This window comes from Streptomyces spectabilis (assembly GCF_008704795.1).
Taxonomy (GTDB): domain Bacteria; phylum Actinomycetota; class Actinomycetes; order Streptomycetales; family Streptomycetaceae; genus Streptomyces; species Streptomyces spectabilis.
The window spans coordinates 46,291-66,536 of record NZ_CP023690.1; the positions used below are offsets into that span (position 1 = coordinate 46,291).

At 75.3% G+C, this 20,246-nt stretch carries 15 protein-coding genes; 10 read left to right on the top strand and 5 right to left on the bottom strand.

Annotated features, from left to right (window positions below; genetic code table 11):
* Positions 1-5 precede the first annotated feature (5 nt).
* The 5 genes from CP982_RS42910 to CP982_RS00230 form a co-directional block, all read right to left on the bottom strand.
* Positions 6-1,547, bottom strand: coding sequence for an FAD-binding oxidoreductase (locus CP982_RS42910; protein ID WP_150508572.1), 1,542 nt, complete (start codon positions 1,545-1,547; stop codon positions 6-8).
* Between the two features lie 86 nt (positions 1,548-1,633).
* Entirely contained in the window at positions 1,634-2,632 is a 999-nt protein-coding gene (locus CP982_RS00215) for an aldo/keto reductase (RefSeq protein ID WP_150508573.1), read from the bottom strand.
* A gap of 160 nt (positions 2,633-2,792) precedes the next feature.
* Positions 2,793-3,947, bottom strand: coding sequence for an FAD-dependent monooxygenase (locus CP982_RS00220; RefSeq protein WP_150508574.1), 1,155 nt, complete (start codon positions 3,945-3,947; stop codon positions 2,793-2,795).
* A complete protein-coding gene (locus CP982_RS00225; RefSeq protein WP_150508575.1) occupies positions 3,944-4,528 on the bottom strand; it encodes a hypothetical protein in 585 nt (194 codons plus the stop codon). The genes CP982_RS00220 and CP982_RS00225 overlap by 4 nt, the downstream gene beginning before the upstream one ends.
* Positions 4,529-4,631: 103 nt before the next feature.
* Positions 4,632-5,114, bottom strand: coding sequence for a carboxymuconolactone decarboxylase family protein (locus CP982_RS00230; protein WP_150508576.1), 483 nt, complete (start codon positions 5,112-5,114; stop codon positions 4,632-4,634).
* A 526-nt stretch (positions 5,115-5,640) separates the two neighbouring features.
* Here CP982_RS00230 and CP982_RS00235 point away from each other — a divergent pair.
* The 10 genes from CP982_RS00235 (at position 5,641) to CP982_RS00280 (ending at position 20,004) form a co-directional block, all read left to right on the top strand.
* The gene (locus CP982_RS00235) at positions 5,641-6,726 is read left to right on the top strand and encodes an AMP-binding protein (protein WP_150508577.1); all 1,086 of its coding nucleotides are present in this window, start codon (positions 5,641-5,643) and stop codon (positions 6,724-6,726) included.
* Complete coding sequence (locus tag CP982_RS00240; RefSeq protein WP_150508578.1) at positions 6,726-8,105, top strand: aldehyde dehydrogenase family protein; 1,380 nt, start codon at positions 6,726-6,728, stop codon at positions 8,103-8,105. The genes CP982_RS00235 and CP982_RS00240 overlap by 1 nt, the downstream gene beginning before the upstream one ends.
* A 151-nt stretch (positions 8,106-8,256) precedes the next feature.
* On the top strand, positions 8,257-9,603 hold the full coding sequence (locus CP982_RS00245) for a 3-deoxy-7-phosphoheptulonate synthase (protein ID WP_184925740.1): 1,347 nt from the start codon (positions 8,257-8,259) through the stop codon (positions 9,601-9,603).
* Positions 9,604-9,646: 43 nt separating this feature from the next.
* Positions 9,647-11,869 carry an aminodeoxychorismate synthase component I gene (gene pabB, locus CP982_RS00250; RefSeq protein ID WP_150508580.1) on the top strand — a complete coding sequence of 741 codons (2,223 nt, stop codon included), beginning with the start codon at positions 9,647-9,649 and terminating at the stop codon, positions 11,867-11,869.
* A gap of 139 nt (positions 11,870-12,008) precedes the next feature.
* Positions 12,009-13,490: an AMP-binding protein gene (locus CP982_RS00255; RefSeq protein ID WP_150508581.1), complete on the top strand. Its 1,482-nt coding sequence runs from the start codon at positions 12,009-12,011 to the stop codon at positions 13,488-13,490.
* Positions 13,491-13,534: 44 nt separating this feature from the next.
* Entirely contained in the window at positions 13,535-15,133 is a 1,599-nt protein-coding gene (locus tag CP982_RS00260; RefSeq protein WP_150508582.1) for a class I adenylate-forming enzyme family protein, read from the top strand.
* A 69-nt stretch (positions 15,134-15,202) separates the two neighbouring features.
* Positions 15,203-16,432 carry an FAD-dependent oxidoreductase gene (locus tag CP982_RS00265; RefSeq protein WP_150508583.1) on the top strand — a complete coding sequence of 410 codons (1,230 nt, stop codon included), beginning with the start codon at positions 15,203-15,205 and terminating at the stop codon, positions 16,430-16,432.
* Between the two features lie 6 nt (positions 16,433-16,438).
* On the top strand, positions 16,439-17,269 hold the full coding sequence (locus CP982_RS00270) for an aminotransferase class IV (RefSeq protein ID WP_229879726.1): 831 nt from the start codon (positions 16,439-16,441) through the stop codon (positions 17,267-17,269).
* Between the two features lie 58 nt (positions 17,270-17,327).
* Entirely contained in the window at positions 17,328-19,331 is a 2,004-nt protein-coding gene (locus CP982_RS00275; RefSeq protein WP_150508584.1) for an FAD/NAD(P)-binding protein, read from the top strand.
* 97 nt (positions 19,332-19,428) lie between these two features.
* Positions 19,429-20,004, top strand: coding sequence for a MarR family winged helix-turn-helix transcriptional regulator (locus tag CP982_RS00280; protein ID WP_150508585.1), 576 nt, complete (start codon positions 19,429-19,431; stop codon positions 20,002-20,004).
* The last annotated feature ends 242 nt before the right edge of the window (positions 20,005-20,246 follow it).

Here is a 20,246-nt window from a genome sequence, read left to right on the forward strand (position 1 = left end):
GGGGGTCAGGGGGTGATGGCGTGGGGGAAGCGGAAGAAGCCGTGGGGGTCGTAGCGGCGCTTGACCTGGGTGAGGCGGGGCAGGTTGGTGCCGTAGTAGGCCTGGGCGAAGTCGGGCAGCTTCGGGTCGGGGTAGTTGACGTAGGCGCGGCCGTTGGAGTGCGGGTCGATGGCGGCGAAGCAGCCGTCGACCCAGTCCTGTGCGGCCTTCTCCTCGGCGGCGGTGGGCTGGGGGGTGGTCAGGTCGATGCCGCACACGGAGGTGAACTGGGCGTCGCGGTGGACGTAGGCGGTGGCGCCGGGGGCGACGTTGTTGGCGTTGCCGCCCAGGGCCATCAGGCTGATGACGCGGGTCTGTCCGCCGCGGCGGTCCGCTTCGTAGGCGGTCAGCAGGTTGTTCAGGCCCGCGGCGGGCAGGGGGCGGGCGAACATGCGGCCGCGGTTCTTGGTGTAGGCGGTGCGCGGCAGGCTCGCGCCGGGCGCGGTGCCGCTGGTGTGGCACTGGGTGGGGGTGAGGGTGGCGCAGCCGAAGCGCTGCATCATCGCCTTGTCGTAGGGCAGTTCCTCGCTGACGCGGGTGGCGGGGGCGCTGCCGACGAGGGAGACGAGCTGGTCGAGCAGGGTCTTGAGGGGGGTGGCGGTGCCGAGGTAGGCGCCGGTGACCATGGCGGTGGGCACGGCGCCGGGGCGGGCGTCGGGCAGCAGCAGGACGGCGTCGGGGGCGAGTTCGGGGGCGGCGCCCTTCGCCCACTGCTGGTAGCCGACGAGCATGTCCTGGGCCTTGTCCCAGGGCCAGGTGATGGTGAAGGTGGTGGCGACGGGCACCTGGGTGGGGGCGAGTTCGAAGTCGGTGATGACTCCGAAGTTGCCGCCCCCTCCCCCGCGCAGGGCCCACAGCAGGTCGGGGTTCTGTTTGGCGGAGGCGGTGACGACGCGGCCGTCGGCCAGGACGACCTGGGCGCCGACCAGGCGGTCGCTGGCGGGCCCGTACTTGCGGTGCTGCCAGCCGTGGCCGCCGCCGGTGACGAAGCCGCCGGGGCACACCGTGGGGCAGAAGCCGCCGGGCACGGCCAGGCCGTGGGTGGCGAGCTGGGTGACGACGTCGACCATCTGGGTGGCGGGCCCGACGTGGACGGTGGAGCCGCTGGTGCGCACCGCGTCGAGGCGGGTGAGGTTGATGACCAGGCCCTGGGTGGTGGACCAGCCGGTGAAGCTGTGGCCGCCGCTGCGGATCGCGGTGTGGATGTCGTGGTCCTGGGCGAAGCGGATGCAGGTGGCCACGTCGGTGGCGTTCTCGCAGTAGGCGACGGCCTGCGGGCGCAGGTGGTCGTACTGGGCGGAGGCCAGCTGCCGGGCCCGGTCGTAGCGGCTGTCGCCGGGCAGGACGAGGTCGCCCTGGAGGGCTGCGCCCAGCTGGCCCCAGTTGGTGCCGCGGCCGCGCCGGGGCCGGGGCCGTGCCTGGGCCGGGGGTGAGCCGACCAGGAGTGTGCTGGAGGAGGCGACGGCGATCCCCGCGCCGGCGCCCAGGAGGGCCCTTCTGGTGGGCATGGTGTCTGCCTTTCGTGACGGTGTACGGAGTGCGGGTGGTGGCGGGGGTGCCCGGCGGGCCCGTGGGCGCGTGGGGGGCGGGCGGTTCAGGCGGTGTGGGGGGCGAGGTAGGGCATCTGGTCGGCCGGGTAGCGGTCGCCGCGGGCCGCGTCGGGGGGGATGGCCTCCTCGATGCGGGTGAGTTCTTCGGGGGTGAGGGGGGCGTCCAGGGCGCCGAGGGCCTCGGCCAGGCGTTCGCGGGTGCGGGCGCCGATCAGGGGCACGATGTCGGGGCCCTTGGCCAGGGCCCAGGCGATGGCCGTCTGGGCGACGGTGGTGCCGCGGTCCTTGGCCAGGGCGCGCACGGTGTCGACGAGGCCGAGGTTGTACTCGGCGTTGGCGCCGGTGTAGCGGGGGGTGTGGCCGCGCACGTCGTCGGGGGTGAAGGCGCGGTTGCGGGGCCAGTTGTCGCTGATCAGGCCGCGGGCCAGGACGCCGTAGGCGGTGACGGCGATGCCCAGTTCGCGGCAGGCCGGCAGGATGTGGTCCTCGATGCCGCGCCCCAGCAGGGAGTACTCGATCTGCAGGTCGGCGATGGGGGCGACGGCGGCGGCCCGGCGGATGCTGGCGCAGCCGGCTTCGGACAGGCCGATGTGGCGCACGTGTCCGGCCTGGACGGCTTCGCTGATGGCGCCGACGGTGTCCTCGATGGGGACCTGCGGGTCGCAGCGGGCGATGCGGTAGATGTCGATGTGGTCGGTGTCCAGGCGTTTGAGGGAGTAGGCCAGGGATGTGTGGACGGCTTCCGGGCGGCCGTCGTAGCCCAGGAAGGTGCCGTCGGGGCGGCGCAGGGCGCCGAACTTCACGCTCAGCTGGACCTCTTCGCGGCGGTGGGCGCGCAGGGCGTCGCGGATGAGCAGTTCGTTGTGGCCCATGCCGTAGAAGTCGCCGGTGTCCAGGAGGGTGATGCCGGCGTCGAGGGCGGCGTGGACGGTGGCCAGGGATTCGTCGCGGTCGGCGGGGCCGTAGAGGGCGGACATGCCCATGCAGCCCAGACCCAGGGCGGACACCTGGGGGCCGGTGGTGCCAAGAGCACGGTGGAGCACGGGGGTTCTCCTCGGGCGGATCGGTGCGGCACAGCGTGGTGCGCGTGCGGACGGGGGGCAACACACGGGGATTTACTGTGGCAAGTCGTGCGACTCGGCTGTCTGGTACGGGGGTTGAGGTGGGGGCGGGGTGTCCGCTGGTACGGGGGCGGGGCGGGGGTCAGTAGGGGACGGTGTGCAGGGGCGGGCCGAAGGGGGCGTGGTCGAGCCAGCGGCCGGCGCGCGGGAGGCGGGGGGCGAGCAGGGCGGCGGCGTGCTGGGTGGTGCGCCGCAGGGGCCGGGCGGCCTGGAGGTGGTCCAGGGCGCGGCCGGCGGCGCGGGCGTTGGCCAGGGCGGCGGCGCGCCGCCCCCGGGCGCAGGCGGCCATCGCCTGGGGGGTGGCGCGGGCGATGGCGGCCGCGGCGGCGACGGCGTCGGCGATGCCGGAGTTCATGCCGCGCGCGCCGAAGGGGGGCAGCAGGTGGGCGGCTTCGCCCGCGAGCAGGACGCGGTGGTGGGCGTCGGTGAAGGTGGTGGCGACTTTCTGGTGGAAGCGGTAGGCGGAGGACCAGGTCAGGTCAGTGGGGCGGGCGCCGGGCAGCAGGCCGGGCAGCCAGTGGGCGGCCCGCTGGGCCCAGCGGGCGGCCTCGTCACCGTCGCGGCACTGGACGTCGACGCGCCAGCCGCCGGCGAAGGGCACCAGCAGGACGTTGCGGCCGCCCGCGGCGGGGTGGCGGTAGTGGAAGATCCGGGCGGGGGTGAGGCCACCGGCTTCGCCGGTCAGGTCGGCCACGGCGAAGCCGGTGGGAGCTGTCGTGCCCTGAAGGGCGATGCCCAGGCGGGCGCGCACGGTGGAGCGGGCGCCGTCGGCGGCGATCACGTAGCGGGTGCGGTGGCAGTAGCCGGTGGCGGTGATGAGTTCGGCGGCGCGGTGGGTGGTGCGCAGGTCGGTGACGGGCTGGGCCCAGCAGATCTCGGCGCCCGCCTGGTGGCAGGCGGTGCGCAGCAGGTCCTCCACCGCGGTCTGGGGCAGGCTGGTGAAGGGGATGCGGTGGGCGGGGCCGTGGTAGGTGCGGGTGTGGACGGGCCGGCCGCGCCACAGGGTGCGCCGGGTGCGCCAGACGAGGCCGGCGTCGGCGATGGTGGCGCCCAGGCCGGGGTGGATCGTATCGAGCAGGTCGAGGGTGGCGCGGTGCACGAAGATGGCGCGGCTGCCGGGGCGCGGGCGGTGTTCGGGGCCGGCTTCCAGGACGGTGACGGGCAGGCGGTGGTGGCGGGCGGCGAGGGCCGCGGCCAGGCCCACGGGGCCGGCGCCGACGACGGCGACCTCGCTCATGACGCCGCCGCCGTGGCGGGCTCGGGCTGCGGGGCGGGGCGCAGGCGGGCCGGGGCGATGGCGGGGTGGAAGAACTCCTCGACGTAGAAGGGCAGTTCGTCGTCGACGTGGACGACGTAGCCGCGCCAGGCGGCGCTGGTGGCCAGGGGGCGCCAGGGTGAGCGGCCCACGCGCAGCAGGCGGCGGCGCTGGGGCAGGCGGTGTTCGGCCAGGGCCCGGCCCAGGGGGACGGTGTCGCTGGTGAGGATGGTGCACAGGTCGGCGCGGCGGGGCAGGGGGCCCATGACGAGGTTGCGGGAGACGGCCGCGTGGGAGCCGTGGCGCAGTTCGGTGCGGCGCACCAGCCAGGGCTCGTCGGCGTGCGGGCCGAGCAGGGGCAGCAGGTGGGCGGCTTCCATGCCGGTGCGTCTGACCCGCTGGGCCACCAGGCGCAGGGCCAGGGGTGCGCCGAGGTGGTGTTCGAGCAGTGCGGTGGTGGAGCCCCGGTGGGTGAGCAGGCGCCGGGTGAAGGGGTCGGCGAACTGCTGGGCGCGCTGCAGGGCGGGCTGTTCGGCGGGGTGGCCGGGGGTGCGGCGGGTCATCTGCGGCCCCTTGGCTCGGCGCGGGTGCCGCCCGGCGGGGCCGGGACCGGGGTCCGGGGTCCCGGGGGTGCCGGGCGGCACGGTGGGGGTGCGCGGTCCGGGGTCAGGCCTTGGGGGTGTGGTTCCCGGGCACCATGCGGGTGGAGATGGCGATGCGGTTGTAGGCGTTGATGACCGCGGCGGCCCAGATGACCTGGGCGACTTCGGCCTCGCTGAACTCCTTGAGGGCCGCCCGGTAGACGTCGTCGGGCACGTGGCCGGTGTGGATGAGGGTGACGGCTTCGGTCAGGGCGAGGGCGGCGCGTTCGCGGGCGGTGAAGAAGGGGGTCTCTTCCCAGGCGCTGAGGGCGTACAGGCGCTGTTCACCCTCGCCGGCGGCGCGGGCGTCCAGGGTGTGCATGTCGATGCAGAAGGCGCAGCCGTTGATCTGCGAGGCGCGGATCTTGATGAGTTCGAGCAGGGAGTGCTCGAGTCCGGCTTCCTGGGCGGCCTTCTCCGCGGTGGCGTGCAGGCGTCCCATGGCGGAGTAGACCTGGGGGGCCAGCTCGGACAGCTTCAGGCGGGGGGAGGACTCGGCAGTGGTCATGCCCTGCACGGTAGGAAGGGTTCCGGTGGCGGGGGAAGCGCGACTTCCCACTGTCGCAGCCATCGTGGCGGGGCGGGCCGGAGCGCCTGTTCCCTTGGCGCTGCCGGGTGTGCCCCGCCCGGGGTGGTGACGGTCCGTCACCGCGCTGGTGTCGTAGGCCCGTTGGGCCGGTGGGCCGGGGATACGGGGGTGTGCCGGGGGGCTGCCGCGCGGCCGGCCGGGCGTGGCCGACACCGCGAAGAAGCTTTTCTGAAAGCGTCTGAACCCTGTGAGTCCATCCGCTCTTCAACGAGCCCTCGGTGCTGAACCTCCGTACTTGTGGGGGTTGTTGACGGTTCGGTGATGCCCAGTTCGCCTCGTATCGCGGCCAACTCTTGACATCAAGAAAGCTTTTCTGAAAGCTATTTATGGGTGCGCTTCCCCTGGCCGCACCTCCCTGCCCGCGATGCCCGCCCAGGCCTGAGCGCGCCACCGGCTCAGGCCTGCACCGTTTCCACCCCACCCTGACGAATGGGCTGAACCCACCATGACCGCACTGCTCCCGCACGCCCCCTTGAGCCCCCTGGGCACCGATGCCGACACCCATCTGCGCCAGACGCTGCGCTGGCACTTCGGCGCCGCGACCGGCTCGCCGTTCTGGCTGCGCACCGCCCCCGCCCTCGGCTTCGACCCGGTCCGCGACATCCGCACCCTGGCCGACCTGCGCCGCTTCCCCGACCTCAGTGACCAGCTGCGCACCGTGGCCGTGGAGGACCTGATCCCGGCCGGGCACACCGGGCCGCCCTTCGAGGTCTTCGAGTCCGGCGGCACCCTCGGCGCCCCCAAGCGCGTCGTCGACAGCGCCTCGCGCGGCCTGAACGTCGACTGGGTCAGCACCGTCCTGGACGCCCACGGCTTCCCCGCCACCGGCAACTGGCTGCACGTGGGCCCCACCGGGCCGCACGTCGTGGGGCGCACCATCCGCCAGCTGGCGCAGAGCCGCGGCGGGGTGGCCTTCACGGTCGACTTCGACCCGCGCTGGGTCAAGCGCCTGCTGGGCTCCGGCCGCACCGACCTGGCCGGCGAGTACCGCTCCTACCTCCTGGACCAGGTCGAGCTGATCGTGCAGTCCCAGGACATCAAGGTCTTGTTCATCACCCCGCCGGTCCTGGAGGCGCTGGTGGCCCGGCCCGAGCTGTACGAGCGGCTCGCGGCCGGCCTGGAGGGCATCGTGTGGGCGGGCACGTCCATCAGCGCGGAGTCGCTGCGCCAGCTGGAGGAGACGTTCTTCCCGCGGGCGCGCATCGCCGCCATCTACGGCAACACCCTGATGGGCATCGCCCCGCAGCGCCCCCGCCAGGACGGCGACGTCCACCCGGCCGTCTTCCGGCCGTTCTTCCCGCAGTCCGTGGTCGAGCTCGTCGACGGCCCGGGCGGGGCGCCGGTGGCCTACGGCGAGCGCGGCCAGGTCCTGGTGCACCTGCTCAGCCGCGACATGTTCCTGCCCAACGTGCTGGAGCGGGACACCGCGATCCGGGTCCGCCCCGCGCCCGGCGACACCGTCGACGGGCTCGCCGACATCGCCCCGCTGCCCTCCCAGGGCGGCACCCGCGTCATCGAGGGGGTCTACTGATGACACCCCCCGTGACCGCCCCGCCCGCCGTCGTCCGGCTCAACCCGGTCATCGCCGGCAGCGAGGTCGACAGCCGCGACACGGCCGAACTGACGGGCGTGGACGGCCAGGTGGTCGCCGAGGTCGGCCTGGCCCCGCGCCTGCTCGCCCAGGCCGCCGTGCAGCGGGTGCGCGCCCACGCCGGCGCCCCCGCCCCCGCGGCGGAGCTGTTCGCCGCCGCCGGGGAGCTGTTCGCCACCGCCGCCCTGGACGGCGAGAGCCCCGCGGAGTACCAGCGGCGGGTCGCGGCGGCCACCGGCTCCCCGCGCGCCGCCGTCGAGCGCGCCACCGCCTCCATCCGCGCCGCCCTGGCCCGCATCGAGGACCTCAACTCCGCCGAGCTGCCCGCCCCCTTCGCCGAGGGCGGCTTCGCCCGCCACTGGGTGCCGCGCGGGAAGGTCCTGGCCGTCGTCGTGCCCAACAACCACCCCGAGCCCAACGTCACCTGGGTGCGCGCCCTCTCGCTCGGCTACAGCGTGCTGCTGCGCCCCGGCAGCAAGGACCCCTTCACCCCCCGCCGGCTCACCGCCGCCCTGCTCCGGGCCGGACTGCCCCCGCACCGGCTCGCCTTCCTGCCCGGCGGCCACGACCTGGGCGACCACCTGCTCGACCAGGCCGACCTGGGCATCGTCTACGGCGGCCCGGACGCGGCCGCCCGCTACGGCAACCGGCGCGACATCCTGGTGCGCGGCCCCGGCCGCAGCAAGGCCCTGGTGGACGCCGCCAGTGCCGCCGCCCTGCCCGACAGCCTCACCCGGTGGATCGCCGACGACGGCGGCGTGCGCTGCAACAACATCTCCGCCGTCCTCACCTCCGGCGACGCCGGCGAACTCGCCGACGCCCTGGCCCGGCGCCTGGCCGCCCTCGACGTGCACCCCGTCACCTCGGCGAAGGCACTGCTGCCCGCCACCACCAAGACCAACGCCGAGGCGCTTGCCCCCTACCTCGCCGACCTCGCCGCCCAGGGCACCGACCACTCCAGCGCGCTGTACCCGGACGGCCCGCTGAGCGTCCTTCCCGACACCAGCGTCGTCCTGCGCCCGCTGGTGATCTCCGTGGACGACCCGCACCACGCCCTGCTCGGCACCGAACTGCCCTTCCCCTTCGTCGTCGTCGCCCCCTGGCGCGAGGAACACGGCACCGCCCCCCTGCGCGACTCCCTGGTGGTCAGCCTCAACGGCCGCCACACCCGCCTGGCCGAGGAACTCCTGCGCGAACCGAGCGTCCGCAAGGTCACCACCGGGGACGTCCGGCCCTGGCTCTCACGCCCCGAACTGCCCCACGACGGCAGCCTCGCCGGATTCCTCCTCGAACCCAAAGCCCTCATCCACGCCACCTGACCCCCTCCCCCCCGTCCGCACCGGCCGGTGCCCCGCCCCGCTGACGGCACCGGCCCCGACCCCCGCACCGCCCGCCCGCCCGCGCCCGCCGCCCGCGGCACACCCCGTGCCCACGGCCCCCCCTTTTCCTTCCGAAATGAGACGACCCGCCATGCCACTGATCGCACCCGCACCCCCGGCCCGCACCACCACCCTGACCGCCCCACCCTGGCGCGGCCTGCCCGCCGCCCAGCAGCCGCCCTGGCCGGACCCCGCCGCCGTCGCCGACGTCACCGGTGAACTGGCCCGCCTGCCCGCACTGACCGCCGCCGCCGACGTGCGCCAGGCCGGCGCCGCCCTCGCCGACGTCAGCGCGCACCAGGCCTTCCTGCTGCAGGCCGGCGACTGCGCGGAGCCCACCGGCGCCATGGGCGTGGCCGCCCTGCAGGGCAAGCACCGCGTCCTGGGCGAGATGGCCGAGATCATCAGCGACCGCCTGGAACTGCCCACCATGACGGTGGGCCGCATCGCCGGGCAGTACGCCAAGCCCCGCTCCAAGCCCGAGGAGATCGTCGGCGGCCGCGCCCTGCCCGTCTTCCGCGGCCTGAACGTGAACGCCCCCGACGCCGACCCGGCCGCCCGCATCCCCGACCCGCGGCGCCTGCTGGCCGGCTACCACAGCGCCCGCGCCCTGCTCAGCGAACTGCACATCATCGCCCACCGCGCCGCCTCCGACCTCACCCCGCTCTCGGCCGCCCACATCAGCACCCGCCGCCCGCGCTCCTGGGACGGCACCCTGCGCGCCGTCCTGGACGACTACGGACGCACCCACCGCACCGAGGACGGCTGGCGCCGCACCGGACTGTGGACCAGCCACGAGGCCCTGCTGCTCGACTACGAGGAGCCCTTCGTGCGCCGCGATCCGCGCACCGGCGAGGACTACCTGCTCTCCACCCACCTGCCCTGGGTCGGGGACCGCACCCGCCAGGCCGACGGCGCCCACATCGCCCTGCTGGCCCACATCGCCAACCCCGTCGCCGTCAAGATCGGACCCGGCATCAGCCGCAGCGACCTGATCGCCCTGTGCCACCGGCTCGACCCGCACCGCCGCCCCGGCCGCCTGACCCTCATCGCCCGCCTCGGCGCGGCCGGCGTCCGCGAACTGCTGCCCGAGCTCATCCGCACCGTCGCCGAGGCAGGACACCAGGTGGTGTGGGCATCCGACCCCATGCACGGCAACACCTTCACCGCCGCCACCGGCCACAAGACCCGCCACATGGACGCCATCACCGCCGAGACAGCCGCGTTCATCGAGATCCTGCACCGCGCCGGGCAGTGGCCCGGCGGCCTGCACCTGGAGGTCGCCGGCGACCGCGTCACCGAGTGCCTGGGCGCCGGCGGCCCGCGCAGCGAGCAGGGCCTCTCACGCGCCTACCGCACGCTGTGCGACCCGCGGCTCAACGACGACCAGGCCCGCCTGCTCGCCCGGACGGCCGCCGACCTGATCGCCCGCGGCTGACCCGCCCCCGCCCCCCTTCCTGCCCGCGCCCGACGGAGCCGTGATGAAGACCCTCCTGATCGACAACTACGACTCGTACACCTACAACCTCTTCCAGCTCATCGCCGAGGTCAACGGCGAAGAACCCGACGTGGTGACCAACGACGCCCCCGGCGCCGCCGACCTCGACCTCAGCGCCTACGACAACGTCGTGATCTCCCCCGGCCCCGGCCACCCCGGCCGCGCCGAGGACTTCGGCGCCAGCGCCCGCATCATCGAACGCGCGACCATCCCCGTCCTGGGCGTGTGCCTGGGCCACCAGGGCATCGCCGCCGCCGCGGGCGCGCTCATCACCCGCGCCCCCCAGGCCCGCCACGGCTACCTCAGCCAGGTCACCCACACCGCCCGGGAGGTCTTCGCCGACCTGCCGCAGGACTTCACCGCCGTGCGCTACCACTCCCTGGCCATCGCCGAGCCGCTGCCCGCCGCCCTGGAGGCCACCGCCTGGGCCGAGGACGGCGTGATCATGGCCGTGCGCCACCGCGAACGGCCGCTGTGGGGCGTGCAGTTCCACCCCGAGTCGGTCTCCACCCAGTACGGCCACCAGATGCTCGCCAACTTCCGCGACCTGACCCTCGCCCACCAGGCCCGCCACCCGCACACCGCCCCCCGGCCCGCCACCCCCGCCGACACCACCGACACCACCGACACCACCGACACCGCCGCCGACGCCGCGCAGCGGGCCGCCGCCCCCGCCGCGGGCGCGCCCTACCAGCTGCACCTGCGCATCCTGGAAAAGGAGATCGACACCGAGAGCGCCTTCACCCACCTCTACGGCACCACCGACGCCCCGGTGTTCTGGCTCGACAGCGCCCTGGCCGAGGCCGGCCGCGCCCGGTTCTCCTTCTTCGGCGACGCCTCGGGGCCCCTGGCCGAGACCGTGCGCTACCGCACCGGCCAGGGCCACGTCGAGGTCACCCCCACCGGCGCCGCCACCCGGCACGTGCCCGGCACCGTCTTCGACTACCTGCAAAGCGAACTGCGCACCCGTCAGACCACCGCCCCCCACCTGCCCTTCGACTTCACCGGCGGCTACGTCGGCTACTTCGGCTACGAACTCAAGGGCGACCTGGGCGCCACCAACAAGCACCGCGCCCCCACCCCGGACGCCGTCTGGCTCTTCGCCGACCGCTTCATCGCCGTCGACCACCACGACAACACCACCTACCTGGCCGCCCTCAGCCGCACCGGCCGCAGCCACGGGGCGGGCGGCGCCGAGGACGCCGTGCGCTGGCTGGAGGCGACCGCCGCGGCCCTGCTGGCCCTGCCCCCGCGCCGGCCCTCCCCTGCCGCCGAGCCCAGCACCGCCCCCGTCGAGCCCTGGCTGGTCCACGACGCCGACGCCTACGCCGCCCGCATCGCCGACATCCACCAGCAGCTGCGCGCCGGCGAAAGCTACGAAGTCTGCCTCACCAACGCCGCCTGGGCACCGGCCGCCCCCCGCAGCGGCCTGGACTTCTACCGCACCCTGCGCCACGTCAACCCCGCCCCCTACGCCTCCTACCTGCGCCTGGGCGACGACGTCGAGATCGCCGGCTCCTCCCCCGAACGCTTCCTGACCATCGACCGCACCGGCACCGTCGAAACCAAACCGATCAAGGGCACCGTCCCGCGCAGCGACGACCCCCGCGAGGACCGCCGGCTGCGCGACTCCCTGACCGACAGCGCCAAGACCCGCGCCGAGAACCTCATGATCGTCGACCTGCTCCGCAACGACCTCGGCCGCGTCAGCAAGGTCGGATCCGTGCACGTGCCCCGCCTGATGGCCACCGAGAGCTACCGCACCGTCCACCAGCTCGTCTCCACCATCCGCGGCACCCTGCGCGAGGACACCGACGCCATCGACGCCGTGCGCGCCTGCTTCCCCGGCGGCTCCATGACCGGCGCCCCCAAGCGCCGCACCATGGAGATCATCGAGTCCCTGGAGACCGAGGCCCGCGGCGTCTACTCCGGCTCCATCGGCTGGCTGTCCACCAACGGCACCGCCGACCTGAACATCGTCATCCGCACCGCCGTGCGCATCGGCGACCAGTGGCGCATCGGCGCCGGCGGCGCCATCGTCCTGGACTCCGACGCCGAGGACGAGTACCAGGAAATGCTCCTGAAGGCCGCCGCCCCGCTGCGCGCCCTGCACCACACCGCCCCCGCCCCGCACACCCCCGGCACGGCCGGGCCGGACGCGGCGCCCGAGCCCGCGGAGGTGCCCGACGTGCCGGCCGCGGTCTGAGCCCCGCCCCGCCCCCCGCCCGGGGCCAAGGCCCCCCGGCAGCACCCGCCCTGGCCCCCGCCCCCGCCACCCCCGCGCCGCCCCCGGCCCGCCCCCCGAAGGGGCGCGGCGCACACCCAGAACAGGAACCCCACCCGCCATGAACATGGCCGCAGACCTGGCCCGCCGGGCCGCCCGCAACAGGTGGCTCCAGCGGCCCGCCTACCACGAGGACGGCCACACCCTCACCCACGGCCGCCTGCACCGCCTGGCCGCCCAGGCCGCCACCGTCCTGGCCGGCGCCGGCATCGGCCCCGGCACCCGCGTCCTGATCGCCCTGCCCGACACCGTCGCCTGGATCACCGCGTTCCTGGCCACCGCCCGCCTCGGCGGCGTCGCCGTCCTGGCCAACCCCCACCTGGCCGCAGGCGAACACGCCCACATCGTGGCCGACGCCCGCCCCCGCCTGGCCCTCACCGACGCCCCCCTCGCCCCCCGCTTCACCGCCCTGGCCCACCTCACCGGCGAGGAACTCCTGCACCGGGCCGCCGCCGCACCGCCCGCCCGGCCCGCCGACCTCGACCCCGGCCACGCCCTCTACATCCAGTACACCTCCGGCACCACCGGCGCCCCCAAAGGCGTCATCCACCGCCAGAGCGACCCCGAGCGCTACTACACCGGCGCCGGCGCCCAGCTCCTGGACATCGGCGAGAGCGACGTCAACCTGTCCGTCTCCAAACTGTTCTTCGCCTACGGCCTGGGCAACTCCCTGGCCTTCCCCCTGTACTCGGGCGGCTCCGCCGTCCTGCTGCCCGCCCCGCCCCGCCCCGCGGCCATCGCCGCCCTGGCCGCCCGCCACCACGTCACCCACCTGCACGCGGTCCCCTCCGCCTACGCCGCCCTGCTCAGCCACGGCGATGCGGCCGCCTTCAGCCGCCTGCGCGCCGCCGTCTCCGCCGGCGAACGCCTCAGCCCCGCCCTGGCCGCCCGCATCACCGCCCACCTGGAGGCCCCCGTCCTGGACCAGCTCGGCTCCACCGAAGCCGGCCACGCCTTCAGCTCCAACAGCCTCACCCGCCACACCCCCGGCACCGTCGGCACCCCCGTGCCCGGCTTCGAACTCCAGCTGCGCGACCGCCACCACACCCCGGTACCCGACGGCACCGAAGGCGACCTGTGGGTCCGCGGCCCCACCCTCATGCCCCACTACCTCAACCGGCCCGAGGAAACCGCCCGCACCCTCGTCGACGGCTGGCTGGCCACCCGCGACCGCGCCGTACGCAACCCCGACGGCACCTACACCCACCGCGGCCGCGCCGACGACCTGGAGATGGTCGGCGGCATCACCATCTCCCCCACCGAGGTCGAAGAAGTCCTCGCCGCCCACCCGGCCGTGCGCGACGTCGCCGTCGCCTCCCTGCCCAACGCCGACGGCGCCACCAAACTCCGCGCCTTCGTCGTCCCCCACCACCCCCAACACGCCGACGGCCTGGAAGCCGAACTGACCGCCCTGGCCCGCACCCGCCTGGCCCCCTTCAAAGTGCCGCGCAGCGTGCAGTTCGTCGACTCCCTGCCGCGCACCGCCACCGGCAAGCTCCAGCGCTTTTTGATCCGCACCACCACCGCCGCCACCGCCCGCTGACCGACCCCCCGGCCGCCCCCGGCCGCCACGAAAGGACACCCCTCATGCCCAGGCTCGCCCTGCCCGAAAAGGCCTTCTACCTCGGCCTGCTGTGGGAGAAGGCCGCCGAGAAGCACGGGCCCGTGCCCGTCACCCTCGACCAGCCCCTGGCCACCTTCCCCCACGCCGGCACCGACCTGACCTACCGCTCCCTGGCCGACCTCGTCGACGACCTCGCCGCCCGGCTGTGGCACGTGGGCATCCGCCCCACCGAACGCGTCGCCATCCACAAGGACGACAACTTCGACATCGCCCTGCTGGCCGCCGCCACCGCCCGCATCGGCGCCGTCCCCGTCGTCCTGTCCGCCGCCCTGAGCGGCGACGTCACCGCCCAGCTCCTGCACCGCCTGGAGCAGCCCTGGCTGGTCAGCGACGCCGCCAAACTCTCCGGCCCCCTCAGCGGCACCGACCTGAGCGCGCTGGTGCGCGACACCGTCCTGGCCGGCACCGCCGCCCACGGCCGGCTGCGCCTGCTCGCCGACATCACCGACGCCCCCCGCCGCGAGCCGGTGCGCCTGCACCGCCGCCAGACCGCCCTGATCACCCACAGCTCCGGCACCACCGGCGTCAACAAGCTCATGGTCCACAACGCCCGCGCCCTCTTCCACCGGCTGCTGCCCCAGCAGCTCATCGCCTGGCCCATCCGAAGGAAGGAGACCGTCGCGCTCGCCATGAGCTACGTCCACTCCCGCTTCTACCACTCGCTGGGCGTGTTCCTGAACTACGGCAACCCGCTGGTCATCCTCACCGACCCCGACCCCGACACGGTCGGCCCGATCTTCACCCGCACCCGCCCCGGCCTGGTGGAGACCCACCCCAACAACTTCATCCAGTGGGAAGACCTCGCCGACGCCCCCGGCGCCCCGCTCTCCAGCGTCCGCTACTACAGCAGCACCTTCGACGCCATCCACCCCCGCACCATCCAGCGCCTGCTCGCCGCCTCCCACCGCCGCCGCCCCCTGCTGGTCCAGCTCTACGGACAGAGCGAGACCGGCCCCATCTCCGGCGCCTGGTACACCCGCAAGAGCGCCGAGAAGAACGACGGCCGCGACGTCGGCTTCGTCCTGCCCGGCTTCATCAAGCTGCGCGCCGTCGACGACAACGGCCGCCCCGTCCCGCGCGGCCGGGCCGGCCACCTCGAACTGCGCGGCCGCGGCACGATCATGACCTACCTCGGCGAGGACGAGCGCTACCAAAAGCAGCGCCACGACGGCTGGTGGCGCCTGGGCGACATGGGCTCCCTGCACCGCGGCGGCAGACTCCGCCTCATCGACCGCGAGATCGACCAGATCGACACCATCGACAGCAACCTCGAACTCGAGGACGTCCTGATGTCCCGCCTGGACGAACTCCTCGAAGTCATCATCGTGCCCGGCGCCGACGACACCCCCGTGCCCGTGATCTGCACCCGCCGCGACGCCCCCCTCGACGAGGACCGCTGGCGACAGGCCACCGCCGGACTGCCCGCCCTGGCCGCCCCCCTGCACTGGCCCTTCGCCGACGTGCCGCGCACCTCCACCTGGAAGGTCCGCCGCGTGGAGATCACCCGCATGCTCCGCGACGGCCAGACCCCCACCGCCCCCGCCACCGCCCCCACCGCCTGACCCCCAACTCCCTTACGCGTGCCGCCTCTTGCCGCACCAGCCGCACCTGCCGGAAGGACTGACCAGACCATGGCACCCCCCTCGCCCCAGGCACCGACCCACCCCGTCCTCGTCGTCGGCGCGGGCCCGGTCGGGCTCACCGCCGCCCTGGCCCTGCGCCACCACCAGATCCCCGTCACCGTCCTGGAAGCCGACCCCGCCGAGCGCCGGCGGCCCGGCAGCCGCGCCCTGTTCGTCCACCGCGACTCCCTGGACCTGCTCGGCACCATCAGCCCCGGCCTGGACAAGACCCTCATCGACCACGGCGTCATCTGGCCCACCCGCCGCACCGTCTACCGCGACCGCGAGGTCTTCTCCCGCACCTACCCCGTCCAGCACACCGGCGCCGCCACCCCGCCCTTCACCAGCCTGCGCCAGGTCGAGACCGAAAAGCACCTGCTGCGCGCCTGCCAGGACGCCGGCGTCCGCTTCGTGTGGGACGCCCCCGTCACCGGCACCGAACCCGGCCCCGACGGCGTACGGGTGTACACCGCCGACGGCACCGTCCACCACGCCCGCTTCGTCATCGCCGCCGACGGCGCCCGCTCCACCGTGCGCCACGCCCTGGGCATCCCCATGAGCGGCACCCGCTCCCAGGCCTTCCACGTCGTGGTCGACATCGCCGAGGACCCCGGCCACCCGCTGCCCCTGGAGCGCGTGTTCACCTACGAACACCCCGCGCTCGGCGGGCGCAGCGTGATGCGGGTGCCCTTCGCCGGCGGCTTCCAGCTCGACCTGCAGTGCAAGGACGGCGACGACCCCGAGCAGTGGGCCACCGAGGAGGCCGCCCGCGCCTGGGTGGCCCGCGTGGTGCCCCCCGCCTACGCCGACCGGCTGCTGTGGGTCTCGCGCTACCACTTCCTGCAGGTCGTGGCCGACGCCTTCACCGACCCCGCCCACCGGGTCCTGCTGGTGGGCGAGGCCTCGCACCTGTTCCCGCCGTTCGGGGCGCGCGGCATGAACAGCGGCATCGCCGACGCGGTGGCCGCCGCCGACGCCATCGCCCAGGCCCTGGCCGGCGGCGAACGCACCGCGGCCGTCGGCGCGTTCGCCCACGCCCGCCGCGAGGCCGCCCTGTTCAACTCCCGCGCGGCCGGCACCGCCCTGGCCCACCTGCGCCCCCGCCACCGCAGGACCCGGCTGCTGCAGGCCTTCTCCGCCCGCCTGGCCCCGCTGGTGCCCGCCTGGGGCGAATGGCTGGAGCGCGCCCCCTACGGGCCGCGCACCGCACCGGCCACCGCCGTGCACGGAAAGTACTGACCGGCCGTGTCCCCCCGGCACACGGCGTGGTTCGCCTGGCGGCCCGGCTCCCACCTGGCCCCCGCCCGCCCGCCCGACGCCCCGGTCCTGGCCGCCGACTCCTGGCTCGTCCAGGACGGCCGGGCAAGGTTCACCGCCGGGCACCGGGCCCGGTTCCTGGCCGCCTGCCGGGCCGCGGGCGCCGGCCGCGGCCTGGACGCGGACGGCTTCTTCACCCAGGCGCTGGCCCGGCTGCCGCGCACCGGCGCCTGGTTCCCGCGCGTGGAACTGCTCGGCGGCGCCCGGCCGGTGCTCGGCCTGCGCCTTCGGCCCTGCCCCGAGCGCACCGGCCAGGCGCGCCTGAGCTGCTGGTACGGGCCCGACCCGCGCACCTGCCCCACCCGCAAGGGCCCCGACCTGGCCGCGCTCGCCGGCTTGCGCGCCCACGCCCGGGGCCGGGGCGCCGACGACTACCTGCTGACCACCCCCGACGGGCGGGCCAGCGAGGCCACCTCGGCCACCCTGCTGTGGTGGCAGGACGGGCGGCTGTGCCTGCCCGCGCCCGGCCTGCCCGTCCTGCCCGGCATCACCGCCGCCTGGATCACCGCCCGCGCCACCCGCCTGGGCATCCCCCTCACCCCCCGCGACGTCCGCCCGGCCGACCTCAGCGGCCACGAGGTGTGGCTGGTCAACGCCCTGCACGGCATCCGGCCCGTGACCGCCTGGCCCCACACCCCCTACCGGGCCGGGCCCGCCGAGCGCGCCGCGGACTGGCAGCGCGCCTGGCAGGACGCCGCCCGCCCCCTGCCCGCCCCGCGCGTCCCGCGTCCGTCCGCACGGCAGGCCGCCCGCCCCTGAACCGCCCCCGCCACCCGGCCCGTTGCCCCGCCCGCCCGCCCAAGGAGAGCTTCCCGTCATGAACAGCCGCCCCCTGACCCTGGCCATCGTCGGCGCCGGCCCCCGAGGCCTGTCCGTCCTGGAGCGGACCCTCGCCGGCGCCCGCACCCTGCCCACCCGCCCGCTGACCGTGCACGTCATCGACCCCTTCCCGCCCGGCGCGGGCGCCGTGTGGCGCACCGACCAGCCCGCCCACCTGCTGATGAACACCGTCGCCTCCCAGGTGACCGTGTTCACCGACGCCTCCGTGCGCATGCAGGGCCCGCTGGTGCGCGGCCCGAGCCTGTACCAGTGGGCCCGCTCCCTGGCCCGCTCCCGCACCGCCGCCGCCCAGCCGGCGTGGGTGCTCGAGCAGGCCAGCGCCCTGGGCCCCGACGCCTACCCCACCCGCGCCTTCTACGGCCACTACCTGCGCTGGGCGTTCGCCCACATCGTCTCCCGCGCCCCCTCCCACACCCGGGTGCGCACCCACGCCACCCGCGCCACCGCCCTGGACGACGCCGGGAGGCACCCGCACAGCCCGCAGACCCTGCGCCTGGCCGACGGCACCGTCCTGACGGGTCTGGACGCGGTGGTCCTGGCCCAGGGGCACACCCCGGTCCGGCCGACGGCCGCCGAAGCGGACCTGGCCGGCTACGCCGCCCGCCACCAGCTGCGCTACCTGCCCCCCGCCAACCCCGCCGACCTGGACCTGTCCGCCATCGCCCCCGGCGAGACGGTGCTGCTGCGCGGCCTGGGCCTGAACTTCTTCGACCACATGGCCCTGTTCACCCTCGGCCGCGGCGGCACCTTCCACCGCCAGGACGGCGTACTCACCTACCGGCCCTCGGGCCGCGAACCGCACCTGGTGGCCGGCTCACGGCGCGGCGTGCCCTACCACGCGCGCGGCGAGAACGAGAAGGGCGCCTTCGGCCGCCACACCCCCCGCCTGCTCACCGCCGAGCGCATCGCCCTGCTGCGACAGCAGCGCCCGCTGGACTTCGCCGCCCGGCTGTGGCCGCTGATCGCCACCGAGGTGGAGGCCGTCTACTACCGCACCCTGCTGGCCGCCCACGGCCGCACCGGCGAGGGCCGGGAACTGGCCGAGCGCTACCTGGCCGCGCCCTCCGCCCAGGCCCGCGCCTCCCTGCTCGACACCCACCGCGTGGCCGCCGACGAGCGCTGGGACTGGGAGCAGGTCGCCAAGCCCTACAAGGAGACCGCCTTCAGCGGGCCCGGCGACTTCACCGCCTGGCTCCTGGCCCATCTGCGGCGCGATCTGGACCAGGCCCGCCAGGGCAACCTCAGCGGTCCGGTGAAGGCCGCCCTGGACGTGCTGCGCGACCTGCGCAACGAGATCCGCCAGGTCGTCGACCACGGCGGGCTGAGCGCCGACTCCCACCGCGAGGACCTGGAGCGCTGGTACACCCCGCTGAACGCCTACCTGTCCATCGGCCCGCCCGCCTCGCGCATCGAGGAGATGACCGCGCTGATCGAAGCCGGCGTCCTGGAAGTGGCCGGCCCCGAACTGAGCGTGCGCCCCGCCCAGGGCCCCGACGGGCCGGTGTTCGCGGCCACCTCCGCGGCCGTGGCCGGGCCGCCCGTCACCGCGCGGACCCTCATCGAGGCCCGCCTTCCCGAGACCGACCTGCACCGCACCACCGACCCGCTGCTGCGCCACCTGCTGGGCAGCGGACAGGCCCGGCTGCACACCCTCACCGGCCCGCGCGGCGACTACGAGACCGGGGGCCTGGCCGTCACCGCCCGCCCCTACCACCTGGTGGACAGCCGCGGCCGCGCCCACCCGCGGCGCTTCGCCTACGGCGTGCCGACCGAGGCGGTGCACTGGGCGACCGCGGCGGGCATACGCCCCGGCGTGGACTCCGTCATCCTGGGCGACGCCGACGCCATCGCCCACAGCCTGCTGGCCCTGCCCGCGCACAGCACACCCCCCGCCCACGGCACGGCCCTCGCGGTGGACGCCGCCCGCCCCCTGCCCGACGCCGTCCCGCCCCTCATGGCCGCCGCCACCGGCCGCGAGTAGCCGCGTGCCCGGTCCTGCCCCCGTTGTCCACACTGCGCTGCCGCTTCGTGACGCGCGCCCGTGCACCACGAAGCGGCCGGCCCAGGAAGAGGTACTGATGGCCCAGACACCCACGGCACGCTGCACCCCGGCGCACCTCGCCGCCCAGGCCACCCGCCTGGCGGCCGCCATGGACGCCGTCACCGACACCGAAGCCGCCCGGCGGGGCCTGACCCGCGCCGACTTCGAGGTCCTGGCCGCCCTGCGCGGCGCGGGCGCCGAGCGCGGCTACCGGCTGCGCACCGGTGAACTCGCCGGGCGCTGCCGCCTGTCCTCGGGCGGCACCAGCAACATCATCCGCAGGATGGCCGAGTCCGGCTACGTGGTCCGCGAGGCCGACCTGCACGACGGGCGCGGCTCCTGGGCGCAGCTGACCGAGGAGGGACGCCGTGTGGTGGACGCGGTGCGCCGGGCCGCGGACGCCGTCTACGAGCGGCTGCTGGGGCCGCTGCCCGCCGGCGCGGCGGACGCGCTGTCCGGACTGATCTCCCTGGTGGCCGCCGCCCTCGAACAGGCCCCCGGCGCCGGGGCGTTCACGGCGGCAGACGGGGCGGCGGGAGACGGGGCGGCGGCCGGGGCGCCGGGGCGGGGGCGCAGGATCGTGCGCGCCCCGCGGCCCGCGCCCAAACGCTGAAACCCCCCTCTTCGGGCCGCCACGGGGGGGGCGGGCGGCCAGCACGGAAGGCCGAAGAGGGGGGAAGACAGAGGGGGAAAGGAAGCCGGGCGCCTGAGCGGCGGGGCGTACCGGTGTGTGCCCGGCTTCCTGTCTCCCATGGTGACGCGGCCCGGCGGCGGGCCGCAAAGGCCCGGGCGCTACTTCGGCAACATGCCCCGCCCGCCCCCCGGCCCGGGGGGCGGCCCCAAGGGCGGTTCCCG

Excerpts from the sequence above, each read along its gene's own strand:
- CP982_RS00255 (WP_150508581.1), top strand. The coding sequence starts at position 12,009 with ATGAACATGGCCGCAGACCTGGCCCGCCGGGCCGCCCGCAACAGGTGG.
- pabB (WP_150508580.1), top strand. The coding sequence starts at position 9,647 with ATGAAGACCCTCCTGATCGACAACTACGACTCGTACACCTACAACCTC.
- CP982_RS00225 (WP_150508575.1), bottom strand. The coding sequence starts at position 4,528 with ATGACCCGCCGCACCCCCGGCCACCCCGCCGAACAGCCCGCCCTGCAG.
- CP982_RS00220 (WP_150508574.1), bottom strand. The coding sequence starts at position 3,947 with ATGAGCGAGGTCGCCGTCGTCGGCGCCGGCCCCGTGGGCCTGGCCGCG.
- CP982_RS00265 (WP_150508583.1), top strand. The coding sequence starts at position 15,203 with ATGGCACCCCCCTCGCCCCAGGCACCGACCCACCCCGTCCTCGTCGTC.
- CP982_RS00260 (WP_150508582.1), top strand. The coding sequence starts at position 13,535 with ATGCCCAGGCTCGCCCTGCCCGAAAAGGCCTTCTACCTCGGCCTGCTG.
- CP982_RS00275 (WP_150508584.1), top strand. The coding sequence starts at position 17,328 with ATGAACAGCCGCCCCCTGACCCTGGCCATCGTCGGCGCCGGCCCCCGA.
- CP982_RS00235 (WP_150508577.1), top strand. The coding sequence starts at position 5,641 with ATGACCGCACTGCTCCCGCACGCCCCCTTGAGCCCCCTGGGCACCGAT.
- CP982_RS00240 (WP_150508578.1), top strand. The coding sequence starts at position 6,726 with ATGACACCCCCCGTGACCGCCCCGCCCGCCGTCGTCCGGCTCAACCCG.
- CP982_RS00230 (WP_150508576.1), bottom strand. The coding sequence starts at position 5,114 with ATGACCACTGCCGAGTCCTCCCCCCGCCTGAAGCTGTCCGAGCTGGCC.
- CP982_RS00245 (WP_184925740.1), top strand. The coding sequence starts at position 8,257 with ATGCCACTGATCGCACCCGCACCCCCGGCCCGCACCACCACCCTGACC.
- CP982_RS00280 (WP_150508585.1), top strand. The coding sequence starts at position 19,429 with ATGGCCCAGACACCCACGGCACGCTGCACCCCGGCGCACCTCGCCGCC.
- CP982_RS42910 (WP_150508572.1), bottom strand. The coding sequence starts at position 1,547 with ATGCCCACCAGAAGGGCCCTCCTGGGCGCCGGCGCGGGGATCGCCGTC.